This window comes from Chryseobacterium gallinarum, assembly GCF_001021975.1.
In the GTDB taxonomy this organism is placed as follows: domain Bacteria; phylum Bacteroidota; class Bacteroidia; order Flavobacteriales; family Weeksellaceae; genus Chryseobacterium; species Chryseobacterium gallinarum.
In genome coordinates this window covers 3,580,081-3,605,691 of record NZ_CP009928.1, presented here as the reverse complement: position 1 = coordinate 3,605,691, position 25,611 = coordinate 3,580,081, and the positions used below count along the sequence as shown (strand labels likewise).

General features: G+C 39.9%; 1 protein-coding gene (only partly in view). It reads right to left on the bottom strand.

Features of this window, described 5'->3' with window-relative positions:
- Nucleotides 1-20: 20 nt before the first annotated feature.
- Nucleotides 21-25,611: the 3' portion of a non-ribosomal peptide synthetase gene (locus OK18_RS15970; protein WP_082129212.1), read on the bottom strand. It continues 18,674 nt past the right edge of the window; the window shows 25,591 of its 44,265 coding nt (coding positions 18,675-44,265); the start codon falls outside the window, past its right edge — the gene reads right to left on this strand; it ends in the stop codon at nucleotides 21-23.

Genomic DNA, 25,611 nt, shown 5'->3' with positions numbered 1-25,611 from the left:
CGAGATCTCCCATGTCTTTTTTATTTTCTAACGGTTTGATTAATAATATCCAGGATCTGCTCTTCTTTCTCCAGCATCATCTGATGCGAAGCTTCAATAGGGTACACAGAAAGTAGATCTCTGTTTTCCATGATCGAATCTATATTATTGTACATTGAATTTTTAATGTGGTTATTAAATGATTCATTGAATGTATCTCCGCTCTGCATTGCTTTCAGCAATACAACCTGGGTTGATTTCAGAGTATTGGAAATAGGCTCTTTTGCAATGGTAAACTCTGCTGACATGAAGTTTTTGGTGGCTATAAAATGACTGTCACCAATCGGAACAGCTAGCCTATTACTTAATTCTTCATCTGTGGGGAATGAAAGGAAATCTATTAATGTCTGATCTGATGCATACAGGATCGTATCCAGCAAATAAACCTTAATTTTTTGATGCCTTCTTTTTTCCAGCTCAGCAGCGATCTCCAATGCAATATTTCCACCCAGAGACCATCCCAGCAAAATGTATTCATCCTGATTTGTCTGCTCCTGTATGACCTCAATATGCTCCAAATAATAATTGGCTAGCCTGTTGAGATTATCAATTTTCTCTTCATGGTACAGGTTATAGGAGTCTACTCCATAGCAGTCATATTCTGATGTAAGCTTTTCTGCCAGAGACTGATAAACTTCGCTTCCTCCATTTCCCGGGTGAATAAGGAAAATATTAGGTTTATTATTAATCCCGCCCAGTGTGGATATCGTTTTATATTCTTTGTTATTCTTAGCAAGAATTACCGATAATTTGCTGATGGTTCTTTCTTTAAAAATATCCAGGATTTTGATCTGAATATCCAATAAAGCTCTTATTCTGCTGATCAGCTTAATCACCATGATACTGTTTCCTCCTAATCTGAAGAAGTCATCGTGAATGCTTATGCTTTCGACATCAATACCCAGCACTTCAGCGTAGATCTCTGTCAGTTTTTTCTGCAATTCATTTACAGGAGCTGCATATTCTGAAATACCCGTAAATTCAGGTTCAGGAAGTTGTCTTCGATCCAGTTTTCCGTTGATGGTTAAAGGAAGTTGTTCAAGGTGAACGAAAACATTCGGGATCATATAATCCGGAAGTGTTTCCATCAGGAATTCTGAAAGCAGCTGCGGATCAATTACCGGATCAGACACATAATATCCAACCAGGTATTTTATTCCTCCTTTATTTTCTTTGACCAATACGGCAGCCTGGCGAATTCCTTCATAGCTGAGTAATGTGTTTTCAATTTCACCTAACTCAATTCTATGGCCACGGATCTTCACCTGGAAGTCATTTCTTCCCATATACTCCAGATCTCCATTCGCTAATCTGCGAACCAAATCTCCTGTTTTGTATAAACGGCTGTTTTCTCCTCTTTCTTTCTGATCTGCTGTTTGGAACGGATTTACCATAAAGCGTTCTTCAGTAAGTTCAGGCCTGTTCAGGTATCCTCTTGCAATACCGGCTCCACCTATGTATAGCTCTCCTACTGCTCCTGTCGGAACAGGGCGATATTGGTTATCAAGAACATATAAACTTGTATTCGCAATCGCTTTTCCAATGTTCAATGGATTTTTATCTTCCTTGTAGTTATGAAGGGTTACACATACTGTTCCTTCCGTTGGTCCATACTCATTGATAAGGGTAATATTCTCAATATTTTTATCTAAAGCCGGGAAACTTTCTCCTCCTGCATGGATCAGCTGTAAGCTTGTTCCATTATCCACAATTTCCTTCAGCAGGACTGGTGGAATAAAGGAAACTTCTATGGTATTGGCTTTAATATAGTCATTGAGCTCATTCACTGAAGTTCTCAAATTATTGCTGTACAACCAAAGAGTATTTCCATTGCATAAAGATGGGAATATCTCGTATACAAAGGCATCAAACACATAATTGGAATAAGCTCCCACATTCTGATATGTTTCAAGCTGATGAACTTCTGTCATTGCATCGATCAGATTGATCACTCCTTTATGCTCAATCATTACTCCTTTTGGAAGTCCTGTGGTTCCACTGGTATAGATTACATAAGCAAGATTTCCTGAATGGACTTCTGCAACGGGATTATGATGATCTGCTACTGCCAGTTTCTCTATTAATCCTTTATGATTCAGCGAAACCAGATTTACATCTGAGGATACTTCATTGAGCTTACTTCTTACTTCTTCATGAATAAGAATTACCTCAGCTGCTGTATCTTTTAGAATATGGCTGATTCTTTCTGCAGGATATGAAGGATCCATCGGAACATAAGCTGCTCCGGCTTTTAATACGGCAAGAATGGCAATCAACATCTCTTCGGAACGTTCAAGGCATAACGGAACCAAATCATCCGGCTGAAGCTGATACTCGCTGATGAGGTAATTAGCCAGCTGATTTGCTTTTTCATTCAATTCCTTATAGGATAACTGAACATTCTGATATACCAATGCTGTAGCATCAGGTGTTTTAGCAGCCTGGGCTTCAAACTGCCGGTGAATGGTATTTTTATCCTGATATGGTTTTCTGTTATCATTCCAGATCTCAATGATCTCTTGGTTTTCTGTTTCTGAAAGAAGGCATAACTCTCCTATTTTCAAACTATTTATATCAGATTTTCCAGACTCTGCCATTTGGCTTAACAGGTATTGATAGGTTTCTGCTATACGGCTTATGGTTTCTTTTTTAAATAAGGAAGTCGCATAGTTGAAGGTCATCTGAATGCTATCAGGACTTTCATTGATCATCGTTGTAAGATCAAATTTTGCAGCCTGGTAGTCTACATCACCATCAAAGGGTTGGAAAATAGCATCTCCTTCCTGGATAGCAACCTCTCCACCATTGCTGGTCTGAAGCCCAAACATCACCTGGAAGACCGGATGCCTTGAAGTATCCTGCTCAACTCCCAGTTCTTCCACCAGTTTTTCAAATGGAAGATCCTGATGAGACTGTGCTTCTGTTACGGATTTTGATACCTGCAGAATAAAATCTCTGACATTTTGCTTTGGATCAATTTTCTCTCTCAATGCCAATGTATTGACAAAGAATCCGATAAGATTTTCAAGACCTGCATAATGACGGTTGGCAATCGGGCTTCCCACTATGATATCATCCTGACCTGAATAGGCAGAAAGGGTAAGATAGTAACCACTCAACATCACGTTGTACAAGCTCACTCCAAGATTTCTGGAGATTTCTTTCAGCCCAAGTGCCGTTTCTTCCGGGATATTGAATCCGATGGTATCTCCTTCATAGGATATTTCAGCCGGCCTGTGGAAGTCTACCGGAAGATCTAAGCTCTGATGGTCATCCAGTTTTGTTTTCCAGTATTCAATCTGGCGATCCAGACGTTCTCCCTGAAGATAATTTCGCTGCCACAATGCGAAATCTCTGTATTGGATTTTTAATTCAGGAAGTTTCGGCTGCTGTCCTCCCGCAATAGCATGATAGGCTTCTGCCACTTCTTTCAGGAATAGATCGGTAGACCAGCCATCAAAAGCAATGTGATGAATAACCACTGAAAGATAGCTGGTAGTATCTAATCTGAAAATACTGATCTCAATAGGGATTTCTTGATCCAAACGGAATACTTTATGAGCAGTTCTGTTTACTAATTCTTCCAACTCTCCTCTGCTTTCGGCCTCTATTGTTCTGATTTTCGGAATATGGTTGGTAACTACCTGATAGCCTACTCCGTTTTCTGTTGTCATAATGAACGTACGAAGGACTTCATGACGTTGAATTACTGTCTCCAAAGCCTTAACTAAAGCCTTGATATCCGTTTTTGCGCTCAAAGTAACAGTCATTGGAATGTTATAAGCACTGCTTCCGCCTTCGTAGGATTCTATAAACCATAGTCTTTCCTGGGCAAAGGATAAACGCTGTTCCTCCGGTGAGTTCACCTCAACAGGTATGATTTCAATTTGTTCAGCAGCATTGTCGTTGGCTGTTAAGGCTCCTTCCAATAAAGCAACTGTCTTATGATTGAATACCATTGACACACTCACTTGTAATCCCAGCTCCTGCTTAATCTTACCAATAAGCTTAATAGCCATGATACTGTTTCCTCCTAATCTGAAGAAATCATCATGAATGCTGATATATTCCGGATTGATTCCCAATACTTCTCCATAAATAATACAAAGCTTTTTCTGAAGATTATTTATTGGAGCTGTATATTCATTTCCGCCTGTAAATTCAGGTTCAGGTAACTGTTTTCTGTCAAGCTTCCCATTGATGGTTAATGGTAATGATTTTAAATGAATAAAAGCAGAAGGAATCATATATTCCGGCAATGTTTCTGATAAAAATGCAGTAAGTTTTTCTGCCTCTAATGCTGTATCTGAAACATAATATCCGGCAAGGTATTTCATTCCATTCGTATTATCCTTAGCCAGTACCACAGATTGTCTTATTTGCGGATATTGGGAGAGTCTGTTTTCTATTTCACCTAACTCTATTCTATACCCTCTAATCTTCACCTGGAAGTCGTTACGGCCAATGTATTCTATGTTCCCATCTGCTAAATAGCGAACCAGATCCCCGGTTTTGTATAAGCGTGCGTTTTCACCGGTTTTCTTTTGTTCTGTAGTCTGATAAGGATTATCAACAAATCTTTCTTTTGTAAGGTCTTCTCTGTTCAGATAGCCTCTGGCGATACCTGCACCACCCAAATAGAGTTCTCCGACAGCTCCTACAGGAAGCAAACGACCATAATTATCTAAAATATAGGTGGTGGAATTTCCTACAGGGCGGCCTATAAGCTGTACATCACCATGCTCTACTTTTTTATACGTTGCATAAATTGTTGCTTCGGTTGGACCATAGAGATTATAAAGCTTCGTATATTCTGACCAGTATTTACCTGTTTCATAATCACAAGGTTCTCCTGCATAGAGTAATCCTTTAAGATCCGGATATTCTATACGTGGTAGTACTGAAAGCATTACAGGTGGTAAATACGCGTAATCAATTTCATGGGTTAACAGGTATCTGCTTATGGAGTCTGCATCTTTCTTCGTTTCTTCATCCAGGATATGAAGTTCGTTTCCGAACAATAATGTATTGAAGAATTCAGACACTGAAACATCAAAAACGTATGAGGTATAAGCAGTTATCTTTTCACCTTCACTGAAACCATAGGCTTCTCTTACCTGATTTACTACATTAACTGCATTTCTATGCTCAATCATGACTCCTTTTGGAAGACCAGTGGTTCCACTGGTGTAGATTACATAGGCCAGACTTTCCGGAGCTACTGAAGTAACAGGATTTTTTGAAGATATTTCTGCAACGGCCAGCTGTAAATCAATATCATCCAGTGAAATAACCTCAGCTTTATCCAGTATCTGTACTTTATCTTTTGTATTATCCTGACTGATAATGATTTTGGCATTGGTATCTGTAAGGATATGCTCTATTCTTTCTGTTGGATAGGAAGGATCCATTGGAACATAGGCTGCTCCTGATTTTAATACTGCTAAAATAGCAATCAGCATATTTTCTGAACGTTCCAGACATAACGGAACAAGATCATCAGGTTGAAGATCGTAGGTTTGAAGCAGATAGTTCGCCAGACGGTTTGATCTGTCATTCAACTCTTTATAAGACAATCTGATATCTTTGTAAACCAGCGCAGTGTGATCCGGTGTTTTGGCTGCCTGTTCTTCAAATCGCTGATGAAGGGTTGTATGATATGAAGTTGTTAAGTCTTCAGTATTATTCCAGAAATTCAACAAATCAACATGATTATCAACAACATATGAAATATTATTTGAGTTTATATCAGGATTATTGACGATCTGATCCAACATCAATTCCATTCCTTTTACCAGCTGCGCCATCGTTTCCGATTCAAAAATAAAGCCTTCATAGTTGATCTTCAGCGTCACACGATCTCCCTGTTCCGAAGCCATTATGCTTAACGGATAATCCAGTTTTTCAACAGAATCTCTGAAGGCAAAGCCTAACTCATTATTTCCGCCTCCTTTTGGTACCGGATAGTTTTCATACACAAATAAGCTGCTGAAAATGCGGCGTCCATCATGATGAAGCTCTGCAAGGCTAATATCGCTATGAGAATTTAGCTCACTGATCCTGTTCTGGATTTCCATAATACGATCTATCACACGTCCTTCTTCATGGCTCACAATTAATGGCAAGGTATTGATATACAATCCGGCTGAGGATTCTATCCCATCAATAGGTAGGTTTCTTCCTGAAACAGTTGTTCCTACTACTGTGGTCTGCAATCCGCTGTACAGTCTTAACTGACTGTGCCATAAATATTGCATTACTGCATTTACCGTTAATCCATGAGCTTTTGTAAGGTCTTTCAGACTATTGTATCGGTCTCCGCTCACCAGCATTGTTACTTTCTGGTGGTCTTTAATATGGCGGTAAGTTCCTAAATCTATGTGTTTTTGATTCTCTTTTACAAGACTTTTCAGGTCTTCCTGATCTTCAAGAAGGGTCATATACTGATTCCAGAAGCTGCGCCCTGCCTGTTTATTAGCCTGTAAATATTTCTGACTTGCTGCATATGCAGAATCCGTTAATAAAGTTGGTTCCTGACCGTGAAGCTGGTGCAGATAGGCATCATGAACACTATTCATAATAACAGGCATACTCCATCCGTCCAGAATAGCATGGTGATTACTGAACAGGCAGCTGTAATGTCCTTCGTTTCGTTTGAAAAGATACACTCTGAAAAGATTTCCCTTAGAAAGATCATATACTTCAAGACGATCATTATCTGTAATTTTCTGGATCAAATCTTCCTGGGCTTTTTCAGACATCGCACTGATATCTTCATATCTCCAGTCTAACTGACCTTCTTTATCAATTACCTGTACAATTTCTCCATTCCAATCAAATCGAATTCTAAGAGATGGATATTGTGCCTGAATTAATTCCCAGGAATTTTTAAGCTTGTCTGTATTGATTTTAGCCTGATAATCCCACATTAACTGTACTCTGTAGGCATCATCTTTTTCTCCCTGATTCAGGGCATGGTATACGAAACCTTCCTGTAAGCTGTTCGCAAGAAATACACCTTCTATTTCTCCTTTCTCCTGAATGGCTGAAAGTTGAGCATTTTCTACTACATAATCTACATCTGATACTGTAAGATAACTTCTGCTTTCTTCTGAAAGGTTCTTAATAATAGTTTCAAGGTTCTGTTTGAAGCTTTCGGCTAAAAGGGTAATCTTTTCATCAGAAAGGTATCCTGAAATTCCGAATCTAAGCTGTCCGTCCACTACAGCCCCGTTGATGCTTACAAAATGGCTGTCCCGGTTGGAAGCTCCCACTCCGGCACCACTGTTTTCAGCAGCAATGAACCATGTTTTCTCTCCGGATGTGTCATCCTGATCAAGCTGACCTAAGTAATTGAAACTAATTTTCGGTAATTCACGGTTGATGTAACCTATCAGGCTGCCGTAACCAATTCCATTATTCGGAATACTCCTTAAGGATTCTTTGGTGAGAATAACGGTTTCTTTTGCTGATTTTCCTGTTTCCAGCTGTACCGGATACATGGTGGTAAACCAGCCCATTGTTTCGGTAATGTCTAACTGGCTGAATACTTCTTCACGGCCGTGTCCTTCCAGTAGAATAGCATGACGCTCATCTCCGGTAACTTCAGTAAGAGCAGAAGCTAAAGCAGACAACAGTAAATCATTGATCTGAGTGTGATATACATGATGTACTCCACGAATCAGGGTTCCTGTGGATTCTTTATCCAACTGAAGATGACCATGGTGATAATCTTTAGTAATCAGTTCAGATAATGTTGAATTGCTTTCTTCAACTGTATCAGCAATATGATTCCAATAGATGGTTTCCTGATCTCTGGATTCCGAATTGTCTTTTTTATAAGTTCTGATGGCTTCTACCCATTGGCGGTAGCTGCTTCCTTTCTGAATCTGGTAATTTTCTCCTTTTTCAAGGGTCTGGTAGATGTTTTTCAGATCTTCGGTAAGGATTCTCCAACTCACCGCATCAATAATAATGTGATGGAATGCAAAGAATATTCTTGCACTTCCGTCCTGATAGCCATTGATATATCCGATTTGATATAAAGGTCCGTTTTCAATATCGAAATGGGACTGCCATTCTGTGAAAATATCAGCTAATTCTTCCGCATTTAAACCAGATCCATCAAGATACTTAATTTCAGGAGTTTTTTGACCTGTTTTATATTCCTGAGTATGGCCTGTATATCTTAGCCTGAATGCATCATGCTTCGTCAACAATTGCTCTACAGCCTGTTCAAAAAGAACTTTGTCAAGCTCGGGAACATTGATTAAGAATGCCTGGTTCCAGTGATTAAATTCTGTAAGATAACCTGATTCTTTTTGTTCGAAGAACCATTCCTGTACCGGAAGAAGCGGCACTTCTCCTGTCAAAATTCCCTGTTCGGTAAGAATAGTGGCTTCACTGCCGTGTTTTTTATCTTCTATAAGCTGAGATAATGAGGCTACCGTTCGGGCTGTAAATACTTCTTTTACACTTAATCTTACTTCTAACTGCTGGCGGATCTTCCCTACCAACTGAATACTGATAATACTATCACCTCCTAGCCTGAAGAAATCATCATGAATACTGATGGTCTCCGGATCAATACCAAGTACATCACCATAGATCTGGCAAAGTGCAGACTGAAGTTCTGTTTCGGCAGCTACATAATCTTTACCAGCAGTAAATTCAGGTTCCGGTAATGCTCTTCTGTCTAATTTTCCGTTAATGGTAAGCGGAAGTTCAGTCAGGTGAACAAAGGCACCTGGCACCATATATTCCGGAAGGGACTCTGAAACAAATTCAGAAAGAATATTAGCATCAATAGCTGAATCAGAGACATAATAAGCAGCCAGGTATTTTAAGCCTGATTTATTTTCTCTTGCTAATACTGCTGTCTGGCGGATGCCTTCAAACTGAAGCAAGGTATTTTCAATTTCTCCCAATTCAATTCTGTGACCACGAATTTTCACCTGGAAGTCGTTTCTTCCTCTGTATTCCAGTTCTCCGTTTGGCAACCAGCGAACTAAATCCCCGGTTCTGTATAAACGGCTGTTTTCACTTCGTTCTTTCTCTCTTGGTATCTGGAACGGATTTACCATGAAACGTTCTTCAGTAAGTTCAGGTCTGTTCAGATATCCTCTGGCAATGCCTGCTCCACCGATAAACAATTCTCCTACTGCTCCTACAGGAACAGGACGATATTGAGCATCCAGAACATATAGGGTTGTATTGGCAATGGCACCTCCAATATTCAATGGATTTTTATCTTCTTTGTAATTGTGAAGCGTTACACATACGGTTCCTTCTGTTGGTCCGTATTCGTTGACAAGGGTAATGTTTTCAATATTTTTATCCAATGCCGGGAAACTTTCTCCTCCTGCGAAGATTAGTTTTAAGCTTGTTCCATTCTCCACAATCTCTCTTAGCAAAACTGGTGGGATAAATGAAACTTCAATCGCATTCGTTTTAATATAATCATTAAGCTCATTTACTGAGGTTCTAAGCTCATTGGTGTATAACCATAAAGTATTTCCGTTGCACAATACAGGGAAGGCTTCATATACAAAGGCATCAAATACATAATTGGAATAGCATCCTACTTCCTGATATTCTTCAAGTCGATGCGCCTTAATCATTGATTTGATGAGGTTTATTACTCCTTTATGTTCAATCATTACTCCTTTTGGAAGTCCTGTCGTTCCACTGGTGTAGATTACATAAGCCAGGTTTCCTGAATTTACCTCTGTAACAGGGTTGTTAGTCATTTCTGTCTCAAGCGTTGCTTTAAGAGTAACTTCATCGAGTGAAATGACTTTTATATTCTGTACTTTCTCTATTGTACTTTCCTGTGCAATGACCAGTTTTGCCTGGGTATCTTCTAAAATATGTCCTATTCTGTCCGCTGGATATGATGGGTCCATTGGTACATAAGCAGCTCCTGCTTTTAATACGGCAAGAATCGCAATCAGCATATTTTCTGATCTTTCAAGGCAAAGCGGAACCAAATCATCAGGCTTAAGTTCATACTGATGGATCAGATGATTTGCTAAACGGTTAGATTGTTCATTAAGCTCACGATATGAAAGTTTAATATCATTATAAACCAAAGCTATGGTATCAGGATTTTTTTCAGCCTGATATTCAAATACCTTGTGAATGGTCATTTCTGACGGATAATCTTCCTGGGTCTCATTCCAATCTGCGATGATCTGTTGAGTTTCTTTCTCTGATATCAATGAAAGATTACGGATTGGAGTCTGATCAGTGTTGACTTCGATGATCTGATCTAAAAGAAGCTGATAAGAGTCTGCCATTCGGGTAATGGTTTCTTCTTTAAACAAAGCTTTAGCGTAATTGAACATGATGCGCATGTTTTCTCCGTCATCATCAATCATCGTAGTCAGATCGAATTTGGCTGCTTTATAATCTACTTCTCCTGCAAAAGAATGGAATAATACCTGTCCTTCGCTTGCTTTCACATCTTTATCAACACTTTGAAGACCAAACATTACCTGGAAAACAGGGTGTCTTGAAGTATCCTGCTCCACACCAAGCTCATCTACCAGTTTTTCAAATGGGAGGTCCTGGTGAGACTGGGCTTCATTGACTGATTTTGATACCTGAAGAATAAAATCACTGATATTCTGTGCCGGATTTATTTTTTCTCTTAAAGCCAATGTATTGACAAAGAAACCAATGATGTCTTCAAGGCCTGCATGATGACGGTTGGCAATCGGGCTTCCCACTACAATATCATCCTGGCCGGAATAAGCAGACAGCATCAGATAATAGCCCCCTAACATCAGACTATAAAGACTTACTCCCAGTTTCTGGGAAAGGACTCTAAGTTTTTCTCCCTGTTCTTTATTCAGATGGAAATACAGGTTTTCTCCTTCATAGGATATCTGAGCTGGTCTTTTGAAGTCTGAAGGTAAGTCCAGATTCTGGAAATCATCCAGTTTATTTTTCCAATACCCAATCTGAGTTTCAAGACGTTCTCCTGAAAGGTAATTACGCTGCCACAGGGCAAAGTCTTTGTATTGAACTTTTACAGGGGAAAGCTCATGCTCTCTTCCTTCAATAAGAGCATAGTAAACAGAGGCTACTTCTTTTAGGAAAACATCAGTAGACCATCCGTCAAAAGCAATGTGATGAACCACAATAGCCAGATAAGCCTGCCCTGCCAGTTTGAAGATATTGATTTCTACAGGAAGCTCTTCATCTAATCTGAAGACCTTGTTCACACATGTATTGATCGAATTTTCCAATTCTGTCTCATTACCCACTTCTGAAACTTTAATTTCAGGAACGAGGTCTGTAACCTTCTGATAGCCTACTCCATTTTCAGTAGTGTGGATCATGGAACGAAGTATATCGTGTCGCATTACCACGGTTCTCAAAGCTTCCTCAAAAAGAGCAAGCTGAATGCTGTTATCTAATCTTGTGACGATTGGAATATTATAAGCACTGCTTCCGCCTTCATAGGACTCGATAAACCAAAGTCTTTCCTGAGCAAAAGATAATCTTTGTTCTTCCGGGGAATTAACCTTGATTGGTACAATCTCTATTTGTTTATCATTATTATTCTGAGTTAAAGCATTGGAAAGAGAGGCCACGGTTTTATGATTAAATACCATTCCTACGTTAACCTGCAAATCAAGATCCTGTCTGATTTTGCTGATTAATTTAACCGCCATGATACTGTTTCCGCCCAATCTGAAGAAATCATCATGAATACTGATGGTCCCCGGATTGATTCCCAAGACTTCACCATATACTTTGCATAGGTTTTCCTGTAATTCATTTTCAGGAGCAACATAATGAGTATTTCCGGTAAATTCAGGTTCAGGTAAAGCCTTTTTATCCAGTTTACCATTGATTGTCAGCGGTAAAGCGGTTAAATGAACGTAGATTCCAGGAATCATATATTCCGGTAAGGATTCTGCCAGATATTCTGATAGTAAGGATGAATCTATTTCGTTTTCAGCAACATAATAGCCGGCAAGGTATTTTAAACCTGCATTATTTTCTTTGGCTAAAACAGCTACCTGACTAATTCCAGAATATCCCAGCAATCTATTTTCAATTTCACCAAGCTCAATTCTGTAGCCGCGGATCTTCACCTGGAAATCGTTTCTTCCGATGTATTCAAGCTCTCCATTCGATAGCCAGCGTACTAAGTCTCCGGTTTTGTATAAACGACTGTTATTCCCTTTTGCTTTCTGATCTTCAGTCTGGAAAGGATTTACAATGAATCGTTCTTCTGTAAGATCTGTTCTGTTCAGATAGCCTCTTGCAATTCCTGCTCCGCCTATGTACAGCTCTCCTACAGCACCTACAGGTACAATACGGTGATGATTATCCAGCACGTAAACGGTCATATTTCCGATTGGGCCTCCGATATTCACCGGGTTTTCATCCTCGTTATAATGATGCAGAGTGGCACAAACAGTCGTTTCTGTTGGCCCGTAAGCGTTGATGAGGTCTACTCCATGTTCTTTGTACATCGCCATCACCTGTGGATTGGTAACGTCTCCGGCTACAACAAGGATCTCTAACGGTAAAATATATTCCTTCGTTAAAAGTACAGGCGGTATGGTGGCAATACTGATGGTATTCGCTTCGATATAGTCTTTTAAAGCCGCTAAATCGGTTTGAAGTTCCTTTTCCAAAATGTAGATCGCATGACCATGGGTAATGGATGGGTACAATTCCCAAACATGGGCATCAAATACATAATTGGCATACCATAAACAGTTCTTTTGAACTTCAGTTCCCAGCAGTCCGAATTCTTTGGCTTCCTGGTGAATCAGGTTGGCCACATTTCGGTGTTCAACCATTACTCCTTTAGGCAATCCTGTGGTTCCACTGGTGAAAATGACGTATGCTAAGTTATCTGCTTTAGTATTCGTAACCGGATTATTAACATCAGAGGTTTCAAGCATTGCTTTAAAGGTTACCTCATCTAATGAGATCACATCTACAGCTACATTTTTCAGCTTTTCTGCTGTATTTTCCTGACCTAAAATCAGTCTTGCTCCCGTATCCTTAAGAATGTGTTCTATTCTTTCTACAGGATAAGAAGGATCCATCGGCACATAGGCTGCTCCGGATTTTAAGACCGCTAAAATGGCTATCAGCATATTTTCGGAACGGTCTAAACACAATGGGATTAATTCATCCGGCTGAAGATCATAAGTACTTATCAAATAATGGGCTAAGCGGTTTGCTCTTTCATTCAGTTCTCTGTATGTTAACACCACATCCTGGTAAACCAATGCTGTATTTTCAGGCGTTTTTGCTACTTGTTCTTCAAATAGCTGATGAATGGTTTTATCAGAAGGATACTGTGATTCAACAGCATTCCAGCATTCCATTACTTTAAACTGATGGTCAGAAATATACAGGAATTCATCGGCAGTAATTGTCCATTTTTCAAGAATCTGGGCAAGAACGGTTTTCATTCCGTCTATCAGCTGTTCCATCGTATGCTGTTCAAAAAGAACGCCTTCATAGTTGACCTTTAAGGTTACACTTTCGCCCTGTTCAAATGCCATTATTCCTAACGGATAATCCAGTTTTTCAACTGAATCTTTAAAGACAAATCCTAATTCATTATTGTCATCGCCACCTTGTGGTACCGGATAGTTTTCATACACAAATAAGCTGCTGAAAATACGTCTTGCATCCTGGTGAAGTTCTGCAAGATTGACGTCACTATGGGTATTCAGTTCACTGATTCGCTGTTGAATATCAGAAATAATATCCACCACTTTGCCTTGAGTATGCTGTACAATTAATGGAAGTGTATTGATAAACAGACCTGCTGAAGACTCAATATCATCTACAGGAAGGCTTCGTCCGGATACAGTGGTTCCTACTACCGTTGTTTCAACACCTCCGTATACGCTCAGCTGGCTATGCCACAAGTATTGCAGAACAGCATTGATGGTAAATCCGTTTTCAGTTGTAAATCTTTTCAGTTGGTGATACTCTTCCCCAACGATGGTCATTTTTACAGCCTGATGATCTTTAATCTGGCGATAAGTTCCCAGATCAATGTGCTTTTGGGATTCCTTGATCAGGCTGCTAAGATCTTCACGGTCTTCGAGAAGATTCATATAAGCATTCCAGAAGCTTTGGCTGCCCTCTTTGTGCTGCTGAAGGTATTCCTGGGTTTTGATATAGGCATGATCAGGTACGATATTCAGATCCTGTTTTTTGATCAGTTTCAGATAGATATCATGAATGCTAGTCAGCACTATAGGCATACTCCAGCCATCCAATACTGCGTGATGATTGCTGAAAAGACAGGTATAATGCTTCTCAGAGCGTTTAAACAGATATACTCTGAATAGCCCTCCTTTTGATAAATCATATACTTCAAAGCGGTCTTTTTGAGTTACTTCTCTGATCCATTCTTCCTGTTTCTCTTCATTCATGGTGCTCAGGTCCTGATAACGCCAGTCTAAGCTTCCTTTTTTATCAATGATCTGGATGATTTCTCCACCCCAGTCAAATCTAAGTCTCAGTGCCGGAAACTGTTGCTGAGTGTAAGACCATGCTTCTTTAAGAGCCTCCACATTCATGTCAGAAAGATAATCCCATACCAGCTGTACGCGATAGGCATCATCCGTATCTCCCTGATTCAGGGCATGATATACAAACCCTTCCTGAAGACTGTTGGCCAGATATATGTTCTCTACTTCTTCTGATTCCTGAACTGATAAAAGTTGTTGATCTTCTATGATATAATCAATATCTGAACGGGTAAGGAAACTGCGGGTATTTTGAGAAAGCTCTTCCACCACATGGATAATCTGCTCTTTAAAAGATTGAGCAAGTCTCTCTACCTGTTGTGAAGTGAGATATCCTGAAATACTGAAACGAAGCTGTCCGTTCAATATTCCACCATTGATACTGATAATATGGCTGTCCTTATTCCCTTTTCCTATTGAGAGACCGGTATCTTCTGCTGCAATAAACCATGTTTTTTCTCCTGAATGGTCTTCCTGATCCAGTTGTCCTAGGTAATTGAATCCAATCTTTGGAAGTTCATGATGAGTATAGCCAACAAGGCCTCCATAGCCAATACCATGGTCTGGGATTTCCCTTAAGGCTTCTTTAGTCAATATTACAGTATCACTTGCATTACTCCCTGTTTCCAGCAATAGCGGATACATTGAAGTAAACCAACCTACTGTCTCTGTAATATCCAGATGGCTGAATACATCTTCACGGCCATGTCCTTCCAATACAATTGCATGTCTGGATGCTCCGGTGAAATCTGTAAGGGCAGATGCTAATGCAGCCAACAACAGATCATTAATTTCGGTATGATATACGTGATGACTTCCTCTGATCAGTTTTTCTGTCGTATTCTGATCTAAAAGAAGGATATCATGATGGTATTCGGTACCGGAAATTTCCTCAAGGGTCTGATTGCTTTTATCTACCTGAGAGGCTATTCCATTCCAATACGACAGTTCTTTATCTCTGGATTCAGGATTTTCAGACTTATACTTCTTAATAGCTTGTACCCATTGACGGTAGCTGCTGCCTTTTTTAATCTGATAATTTTCTCCTTTTTCAAGAGACTGATAGATGCTTCTAAGGTCATCCAGAATGATTCTCCAGCTCACGGTATCAATAATCAGGTGATGGAAAGCAAAGAATATCCTTGCCGTTTCATCCTGATATCCTGTGATATAACCGATCGCGTAAAGCGGTCCTTTTTCAATATCAAATTGCTGCTGCCATGTGGTGAATATGCCGGAAAGCTCTTCTCCATTCACTTCGGAAGCATCAAGATAATTGATTTTGGCTGCTATATTCTGATCACTGTAATACTGACTGTAATTTCCGTTTTCAAATGGATAATACAATCTGAAGGCATCGTGTTTTTCAATCAGTAGCTCAATGCTTTTCTCTAAAAGACTGTTATCCAGTTCCGGAACATTAACCAAGAATGCCTGGTTCCAGTGGTTTGAATCCGCCAGATACCCATTTTCTTTTTCGCTAAAGAACCATTCCTGAACAGGGAGAAGCGGAACTTCACCTGTAAGAATTCCTTGTTCTGTAAGAATCTCAACTTCAGCTCCTGATTTTTTCTCTTCCATCAGAACCGCCAATGCTGCTGCGGTTCTTGAGGAGAATATTTCTTTCACGCTCAGTCTTACCTCCAGGCGTTGTTTTATTTTTCCCACCAGCTGAATACTGATGATACTATCCCCTCCTAATCTGAAGAAATCATCATGAATACTGATACTTTCGGCATTGATTCCCAGTACTTCTCCATAGATTTCAACAAGGCTCTTCTGAAGTGACGTTTCCGGAGCTGAGTATTCTTTATTTCCTGTAAAATCAGGTTCCGGTAAGGCTTTTTTATCTAATTTTCCATTGATGGTTAATGGCAAGGCGGTTAAATGAACAAAAGCTCCGGGAACCATATACTCTGGAAGTGTTTCAGATAAATATTCTGAAAGCAGCACTGAATCAATCATTGCATCAGAAACATAGTATCCGGCCAGATATTTAATTCCTGATTTATTTTCTTTGGCTATGACAGCAACCTGACGAATGCCTGGATAGCCTAACAATGTATTTTCAATCTCACCTAATTCGATACGATAACCGCGGATTTTCACCTGGAAGTCATTTCTTCCGATATATTCCAGCTCTCCGTTGGATAACCAGCGAACCAGGTCTCCGGTTTTGTACAATCGTCCATTCTCTCCTTTTTCATATTGTTCCGGAGTCTGGAATGGATTAGTGATGAACCGTTCTTCCGTAAGTTCAGGACGGTTCAGGTAGCCTCTGGCAATACCGGCACCCCCAATATAAAGTTCACCTGCTGCCCCTACAGGAACAGGGCGTTGATAATCATCCAGAACATAGACGGTCATATTACCAATAGCACCTCCGATATTCACCGGATTGCCATCTTCGTTATAATGGTGTAATGTGGCACAGACTGTACTTTCTGTAGGTCCATAGGCATTGATAAGATCTATTCCCTGCTCTTTATATAGCTTCATGACCTGAGGATTGGTAACATCTCCGGCCACCACCATTTTTTCTAATGGAAGAATATGATCTTTTGTAAGAAGTACCGGCGGTATGGTCGCAATACTGATATTATTTTCCTGTATATACTGCTGTAAAGCAACAAGATCTGTTTGTTTATCCTTTTCAAGGATGTAAATACTGTGTCCATGGGTAATGGATGGATATAATTCCCAAACGTGCGCATCGAATACATAGTTGGCATACCATAGGCAGTTTTTATGAACAGATTCTGATTTCAATCCAAATTCTTTGGCTTCCTGCTCTATTAGGTTGGCTACACTTTTATGTTCAATCATTACTCCTTTTGGAAGTCCTGTTGTTCCGCTGGTATAAATGACATACGCCAGATTCTCAGCCTGTATTTCTGTTACAGGATTTTCGGAAGACATCGTTTCAAGAACAGCCTGGAAAGTAACTGTATCAAGTGAAATAATCTCTGCCGATGTATTATTTACTTTTTCTGCGGTATTTTCTTCTGCAAGAATGATTTTTGCTGTGGTATCCTGAAGAATATGTTCTATTCTGTCTGCAGGATATGATGGGTCCATCGGAACATATGCTGCTCCGGATTTTAATACGGCTAAGATGGCAATCAACATTTGCTCGGAACGGTTCAGGCATAATGGAACAATGTCATCAGGCTGAAGACCATAAGTTTCAATAAGATAATTCGCCAAACGGTTAGCACGCTCATTAAGCTCGTGGTAAGATAGTTTTATATCCTGGTACACTACAGCAATATGATTTGGTGTTTTTGCTGCCTGTTTTTCGAATAATCCATGAATAGTTGCATCAGAAGGGTAAAATACTTCTGTTTCATTCCATTCTTCTGTTATTTTTTTATCAATATCTTCTGAGATCAAACGAAGATCAGATAATTTGGTCGTTTCCAGGTTGAAGTCATTCCCAAATACCTGTTCAAGGAGATACAGGTAAGAATCAATCATATTACTGACTGTTTCTTTTGCGAAAATTGCTTTGGCATAATTGAACATTCCCTGGATGGTTTCTTCTCCATCATCAATCATCGTAGTCAGATCAAACTTAGCCACCTGATAATCTGTATCTCCTTCATAAGGATAGAATAGCACTTCTGAATCGTCTGTATTTCTTCCGAAACTCTGCAGCCCAAACATCACCTGGAATACCGGATGACGGGACATATCCTGCTCTACTCCCAACTCTTCAACCAGTTTTTCGAACGGAAGGTCCTGATGAGACTGCGCCTCGATTACTGACTGAGCAATCTGAAGAATAAAATCTTTCAAGTTTTGCTCCGCATCAATAGTTTCTCTTAAGGCCAATGTGTTTACAAAGAAACCGATCATATCTTCCAATCCTGCATGATGACGGTTAGCAATAGGACTTCCTACTACAATATCATTCTGACCGGAATAGGCAGAAAGCATCAGATAATACCCTCCGAGCATCACACTGTATAAACTTACTCCCAACTCTTTAGATGTCTTTCTAAGGCCGTAAGCAACTTTCGGAGATAATACGAAATGAATGGTTTCCCCTTCATAAGAAACCTGGTTGGGTCTCTTAAAGTCTACAGCTAAATTCAAGGTCTGGAAATCATCCAGTTTTGTTTTCCAATAGTCTACCTGGCGGTCAAGTCTTTCTCCGGAAAGGTAATTTCTCTGCCACAATGCAAAGTCTTTATACTGCACCTTCACTTCAGTAAGCTCAGGTTTTTCCCCATTGATAAGGGCATTGTAAATCGTCTGTATTTCTTTTAAGAAAATATCCGTTGACCAACCATCAAATGCAATGTGATGAATCACAACTGACAGATGATGGTGGTCTCCTAACCTAAAAATGCTAATTTCTATAGGAAGTTCTTCATCCAGACGGAAGATTTTATTGGAAACTCTGTTAATTTCTGCATCCAGTTCCTCTTTTGTATTTACATTGTGTAAATGCATCACCGGAACCTGGTCAAGAATCAACTGATATCCTTTACCTTCGTCTGTTGAACGGATAATGGTTCGTAATACTTCATGTCGCATTACGATGGTTTCGAGTGCCTTTCCTATCACAGAAATATCTGTTTTTTCATTCAGACGGACAGTCATAGGAATGTTATAGGCACTGCTTCCTCCTTCATAGGTTTCAATAAACCAAAGTCTTTCCTGGGCAAATGATAATCTTTGCTCTTCAGGAGTATTGACTTTTATCGGAATAATGGTAACCTGTTCATCAATATTATTTTGATCATTTAATGCTTCTGAAAGTGAGGCTACTGTTTTATGCCCAAATATCACAGCCACGCCAACCTGCATATTCAGCACTCGTTTGATGGTACTGATTAATTTGATGGCCATAATACTGTTTCCTCCAAGGCTGAAGAAATCGTCATGAATACCAATGCCTGAGGCATCCAATCCAACGACTTCACCATAAATCTGGCATAATTTCTCCTGTAATTCGGTTTCCGGTGCGGTGTATTCTCTGCCTCCGGTAAACTCAGGCTCCGGTAATGCTCTTCTGTCCAATTTTCCATTGATGGTCAACGGTAATGAAGTTAAGTGGACGAAAGCAGCAGGAACCATGTATTCTGGTAAGACTTCTGATAAAAATGCAGTAAGATCACTTACTTCATTTGCTTTTTCTGACACATAATAGCCAACCAGGTATTTCAGTCCGGCTTTGTTTTCTTTAGCCAGAACAACAGCTTGTTTTACTTCAGGATATTCCTGAAGCCTGTTTTCAATCTCACCTAATTCTATTCTGTAACCACGGATCTTCACCTGGAAGTCATTTCTTCCGATGTATTCCAGCTCACCATCAGCAAGATAGCGTACTAAATCTCCTGTTTTATAGAGGATTCCATTAGTTCCCTGTTCTTTTTCTTCCAAGGTTTGGAAAGAGTTACTGATGAAACGTTCTGCGGTGAGTTCTTCACGGTTCAGATAACCTCTGGCAATTCCGGCTCCTCCTACATAAAGCTCTCCTACAGCGCCAACTGGTACTGCTCGAAGATGTTTATCAAGGATATACATGCCCTGGTCTGGAATATTTTCCCCAATTAATGAGGCTTTATCCAGGTCTTCAACACTTAATTTCTTGTAGGTTACATGGACGGTTGTCTCAGTAATTCCATACATGTTAATCAGTGTTGGGGAAGAATGATAGCGTTCGTACCAAGGTTTTAAGGAAGCAAGATTTAAGGCTTCTCCTCCGAAAATCACATAGCGAAGATCTGTTAACTTTTCTTCTCTCTGAAGAGCAGTATCTATAAACTGGTAGAAGGCAGTTGGGGTTTGGTTCAATACTGTTAAGCCTTCTTCTAAACATAAACTGAAGAATAAATTGGTGTCTTTGGTCTGTTCAGAGGATGGAACTAATAATTTTCCACCATAGAACAGGGCTCCCCAGATTTCCCATACACTGAAATCAAATACATAGGAATGGAATAAACTCCAGACATCTTTATCATTAAACTGATACCAATGGTCTGTTGCACTGAACAAACGCGCTACATTGCGGTGTTCCTGCATTACTCCTTTCGGCATTCCTGTCGTTCCACTGGTATAGATTACATACGCCAGATGATGAGAAGCTACTGAAGTAACAGGGTTTTCAATGCTGCTGGTTTTCAGAGCTTTTTCCAGTTCTGGGTCGTTTAAAAGAAGCATGGAAGTGGTTTCTCCACAAGCTTCAATGACATTCAGTTCAGATCCTTTTTGGGCAATCACAATTTTTGCACCTGTATCGGTCAGAATATGTTTGATTCTGTCAGCAGGATATGAGGGATCCATCGGAACATACGCTCCTCCGGATTTTAGCACAGCCAGAATAGCTACAAGCATTTCTTCGGAACGCTCAAGACATAAAGGAATAAGATCATCAGGCTGAATATCATACGTTTCACGAAGGTAATTGGCCAAACGATTGGAACGTTCATTAAGTTCACGATAAGATAATCTAGCATTCTGATGTACTATTGCTGTATGATCGGGTGTTCTTTCAACCTGATTTTCAAATAATTGATGAATGGTTGTATCACTCGGATAGTGGATGCCGGATGACCACAGCCTGGAAACCGTTTTATATTCATCCTGGGTCAGATAAGATAACTGATCGGATGAGATCTCTGAATTTTCGAGAATCTGATTCAAAACAGTGTTCATTCCACTGATTAACTGCTGGATCATGGCTTCTTCGAACAGATAGCCTTCATAGCTGATATTTAACCATACTTCATCACCTGCTTCATAAGCTACAATTCCCAATGGATAATCCAGACGCTCTACTGAGCCTTTGAAGACAAATGACAGCTCATTATCTTCATCTCCTTTCGGAGCCGGATAGTTTTCATACACGAACAAGCTGCTGAAAATTCTGCGACCGTCATGCTGAAGACTGGCAAGATTTACACTGCTATGGGTGTTGAGTTCACTGATCCTATTCTGAATTTCTGAAATAATATCAGCTACTTTACCTTCCGTATGGCTTACAATTAATGGCAAGGTATTGATATAAAGACCGACTGATGATTCAATCCCATCTACCGGAATACTTCTTCCGGAAACCGTAGTTCCTACTACCGTAGACTGCGTTCCACTGTAAATTGCCAACTGCTTATGCCACAGGTATTGAAGTACAGCATTGATGGTAAATCCGTTCTTTGCTGTAAACTTTTTCAATTGCTGGTATTGCTCACCAACGATCGCCATTTTTATTGAGCGGTGATCTACAATCTGTTTGTATTCAGAAAGGTCAATATGTTTTTTAGATTCTTTGATCCAGCCACTAATATCTTCACGGTCTTCAAGTAGTCCCATATAGTCTTTCCAGAAGTCAGCATTTGAATTTTTATGGTTTTGTAAATATTTTTGTGCCTCAGCATACGCTTCATCCGGTGCCGGAGAAAGTTCCTGGTTTTTAATGAGTTTTATATAAGCCTCGTGAATAAGCGTCAGGAATATCGGCATACTCCATCCGTCAAGAATAGCGTGGTGATTACTGAAAAGACAGGTGTAATGCTGTTCTGAACGTTTGAACAGGTATATTCTGAAAAGGCTTCCTTTCGCAAGATCATATACTTCAAAACGGTCTTTCCGGGTTAGTTCTGCAATCAGTTCTTCCTGTTCTTCTTTGTTCATTTCACTCAGATCGTGATAACGCCAGTCAAGAGTTCCTTTTTGATCAATAATCTGAACAATTTCTTCACTCCAATCAAATCTCAACCTTAATGTAGGAAGCTGATTCTGAGTATATATCCATGCTTCTTTAAGTTTATCAAGATTCATTTCAGAAAGATAATCCCATACCAGTTGTACACGATAAGCATCATCAGTATCTCCCTGATTCAATGCATGATAAACAAATCCTTCCTGTAAGCTGTTGGCAAGATATACGCCTTCTACCGCTCCGGATTCCTGAATATCCATCAGCTGATCTTTACCAACGATGTTCTCTGTATCTGAAGGAGTAAGCCAGGTTCTCTGTTCTGCTGTTAACTCATCAACCGTCTGTTTTATATAGTCTTCAAATTTTTGAGTAAGCAAATTCACCTGATCCTGTGAAAGATATCCTGAAATTCCAAAGCGAAGCTGCCCATCAGCAATGGCTCCGTTGACACTGATGATATAGCTGTCACGGTTTTTATCTCCCATAGAGTTTCCACTGTTTTCTCCTGAGATATACCAGGTTTTTTCGCCGGTACTTTCTTCCTGATCAAGCTGCCCAAGATAGTTGAAACTGATTTTCGGCAGGGCCTGATCAGTATATCCTACAAGGCTGCCATACCCTATTCCGTTATTTGGAATGCCTCTCAGTGATTCTTTGGTGACAACAACAGTATCTTTTAGATTTTTTCCGGTTTGCAGCAGCAATGGATACATGGAGGTAAACCATCCTACTGTTTCTGTAATATCCAGGTTACTGAATACCTCTTCACGGCCGTGGCCTTCCAGAAGAACGGCATGTCCTGATGTTCCTGTAAGGTCCGAAAGCGCAGAAGCAAGCGCAGATAATAAGATATCATTGATCTGAGTATGATAAACATGATGAATCTCTCTGATCAGTTTTTCCGTATAGCTTTCTTCCAGACTAAGATTGGCAAAGTTGTACTCCTGAGAGGATATTTCAGCCAGAATATCATTATTTTGGGTAACATTTTTGGCTGTTTGAGTCCAATACATTAACTCTTGGGCTTTAGCTTCCGGGTTATCAAGAAGATATCCTTTTACAGCCTCTGTCCATTGGCGGTAGCTGCTTCCTTTTACATAGGATTCAGGCTGGTTTCCTTTTTCCAGATTCTGATATATATTCTTCAGATCTTCTGTAATAATCCTCCAGCTTACAGCGTCAATAATCAAGTGGTGTAATGCAAAGAAAACTCTTGCACTGCCGTCTTCATATCCGTGAACATATCCGATCTGGAATAAAGGGCCTTTTTCTATATTGAAATGAGACTGCCATTCTGTGAATATTCCGTTAATTTCTTCCGGTAACATTCCTGAAATATCAAGTTTTTTAATTTCAGGTGTATGCTCTATTCCGTACTGCTGAGTGTAGGTATTATTTTCTTTTGGATAATATATTCTGAAGGCATCATGCTTTTCAATAAGCAGCTTTATACTTTGCTTCAACAATTCTGCATCAAGCTCAGGAACTGTAATAAGGAAAGATTGATTCCAGTGGTTTAGATCTCCTACATACCCTTCTTCAACTAAATTAAAGAACCATTCCTGAATAGGAAGGAATGACAAACTTCCAGTAAGCAGACCCTGTTCCGTCAGAATCTGACTTTGCTCTTCTTTGGCTTTGCTTTCCATTAATTCGGAAAGTTTCAGAACTGATCTCGTTGTAAAAATATCTTTAACACTTACTCTGATATCCAATCTTTGTCTGATTCTGCTGACAAGCTGAATACTGATAATACTGTCACCCCCTAGTCTAAAGAAATCATCATGAATACCAATCCCTGAGGCATCCAATCCAAGGACTTCGCCATAAATCTGACATAATTTCTCCTGTAATTCAGTTTCTGGTGCGGTGTATTCTCTGCCTCCTGTAAATTCAGGCTCCGGTAATGCTCTTCTGTCTAATTTTCCATTGATGGTCAACGGTAATGATGTTAAGTGGACAAAAGCGGCAGGAACCATGTATTCTGGTAATACTTCTGATAAAAATGCGGTAAGATCACTTACTTCATGGGCTTTTTCTGAGACATAATATCCGACAAGGTATTTCAGCCCCGCTTTGTTTTCTTTGGCCAGAACAACAGCTTGTTTTACTTCAGGATATTCCTGAAGCCTGTTTTCAATCTCACCTAATTCTATTCTGTAACCACGGATCTTCACCTGGAAGTCATTTCTTCCGATGTATTCCAGCTCACCATCAGCAAGATAGCGTACTAAATCTCCTGTTTTATAGAGGATTCCATTAGTTCCCTGTTCTTTTTCTTCCAAGGTTTGGAAAGAGTTACTGATGAAACGTTCTGCGGTGAGTTCTTCACGGTTCAGATAACCTCTGGCAATTCCGGCTCCTCCTACATAAAGCTCTCCTACAGCGCCAACTGGTACTGCTCGAAGATGTTTATCAAGGATATACATGCCCTGGTCTGGAATATTTTCCCCAATTAATGAGGCTTTATCCAGGTCTTCAACACTTAATTTCTTGTAGGTTACATGGACGGTTGTCTCAGTAATTCCATACATGTTAATCAGTGTTGGGGAAGAATGATAGCGTTCGTACCAAGGTTTTAAGGAAGCAAGATTTAAGGCTTCTCCTCCGAAAATCACATAGCGAAGATCTGTTAACTTTTCTTCTCTCTGAAGAGCAGTATCTATAAACTGGTAGAAGGCAGTTGGGGTTTGGTTCAATACTGTTAAGCCTTCTTCTAAACATAAACTGAAGAATAAATTGGTGTCTTTGGTCTGTTCAGAGGATGGAACTAATAATTTTCCACCATAGAACAGGGCTCCCCAGATTTCCCATACACTGAAATCAAATACATAGGAATGGAATAAACTCCAGACATCTTTATCATTAAACTGATACCAATGGTCTGTTGCACTGAACAAACGCGCTACATTGCGGTGTTCCTGCATTACTCCTTTCGGCATTCCTGTCGTTCCACTGGTATAGATTACATACGCCAGATGATGAGAAGCTACCGAAGTAACAGGGTTTTCAATGCTGCTGGCTTTCAGAGCTGTTTCCAGTTTCGGATCGTTTAAAAGAAGCATAGAAGTGGTTTCTCCACAGGCTTCAAGAACATTAAGCTCAGAACCGCCTTGTGTAATCACAATTTTTGCGCCTGTATCGGTAAGAATATGTTTGATTCTGTCAGCAGGATATGAGGGATCCATTGGAACATACGCTCCGCCGGATTTTAGCACAGCAAGAACAGCCACAAGCATTTCTTCTGAACGCTCAAGGCATAAAGGAATAAGATCATCAGGCTGAATATCATACGTTTCACGAAGGTAATTGGCCAAACGATTGGAACGTTCATTAAGTTCACGATAAGATAATCTAGCATTCTGATGTACTATTGCTGTA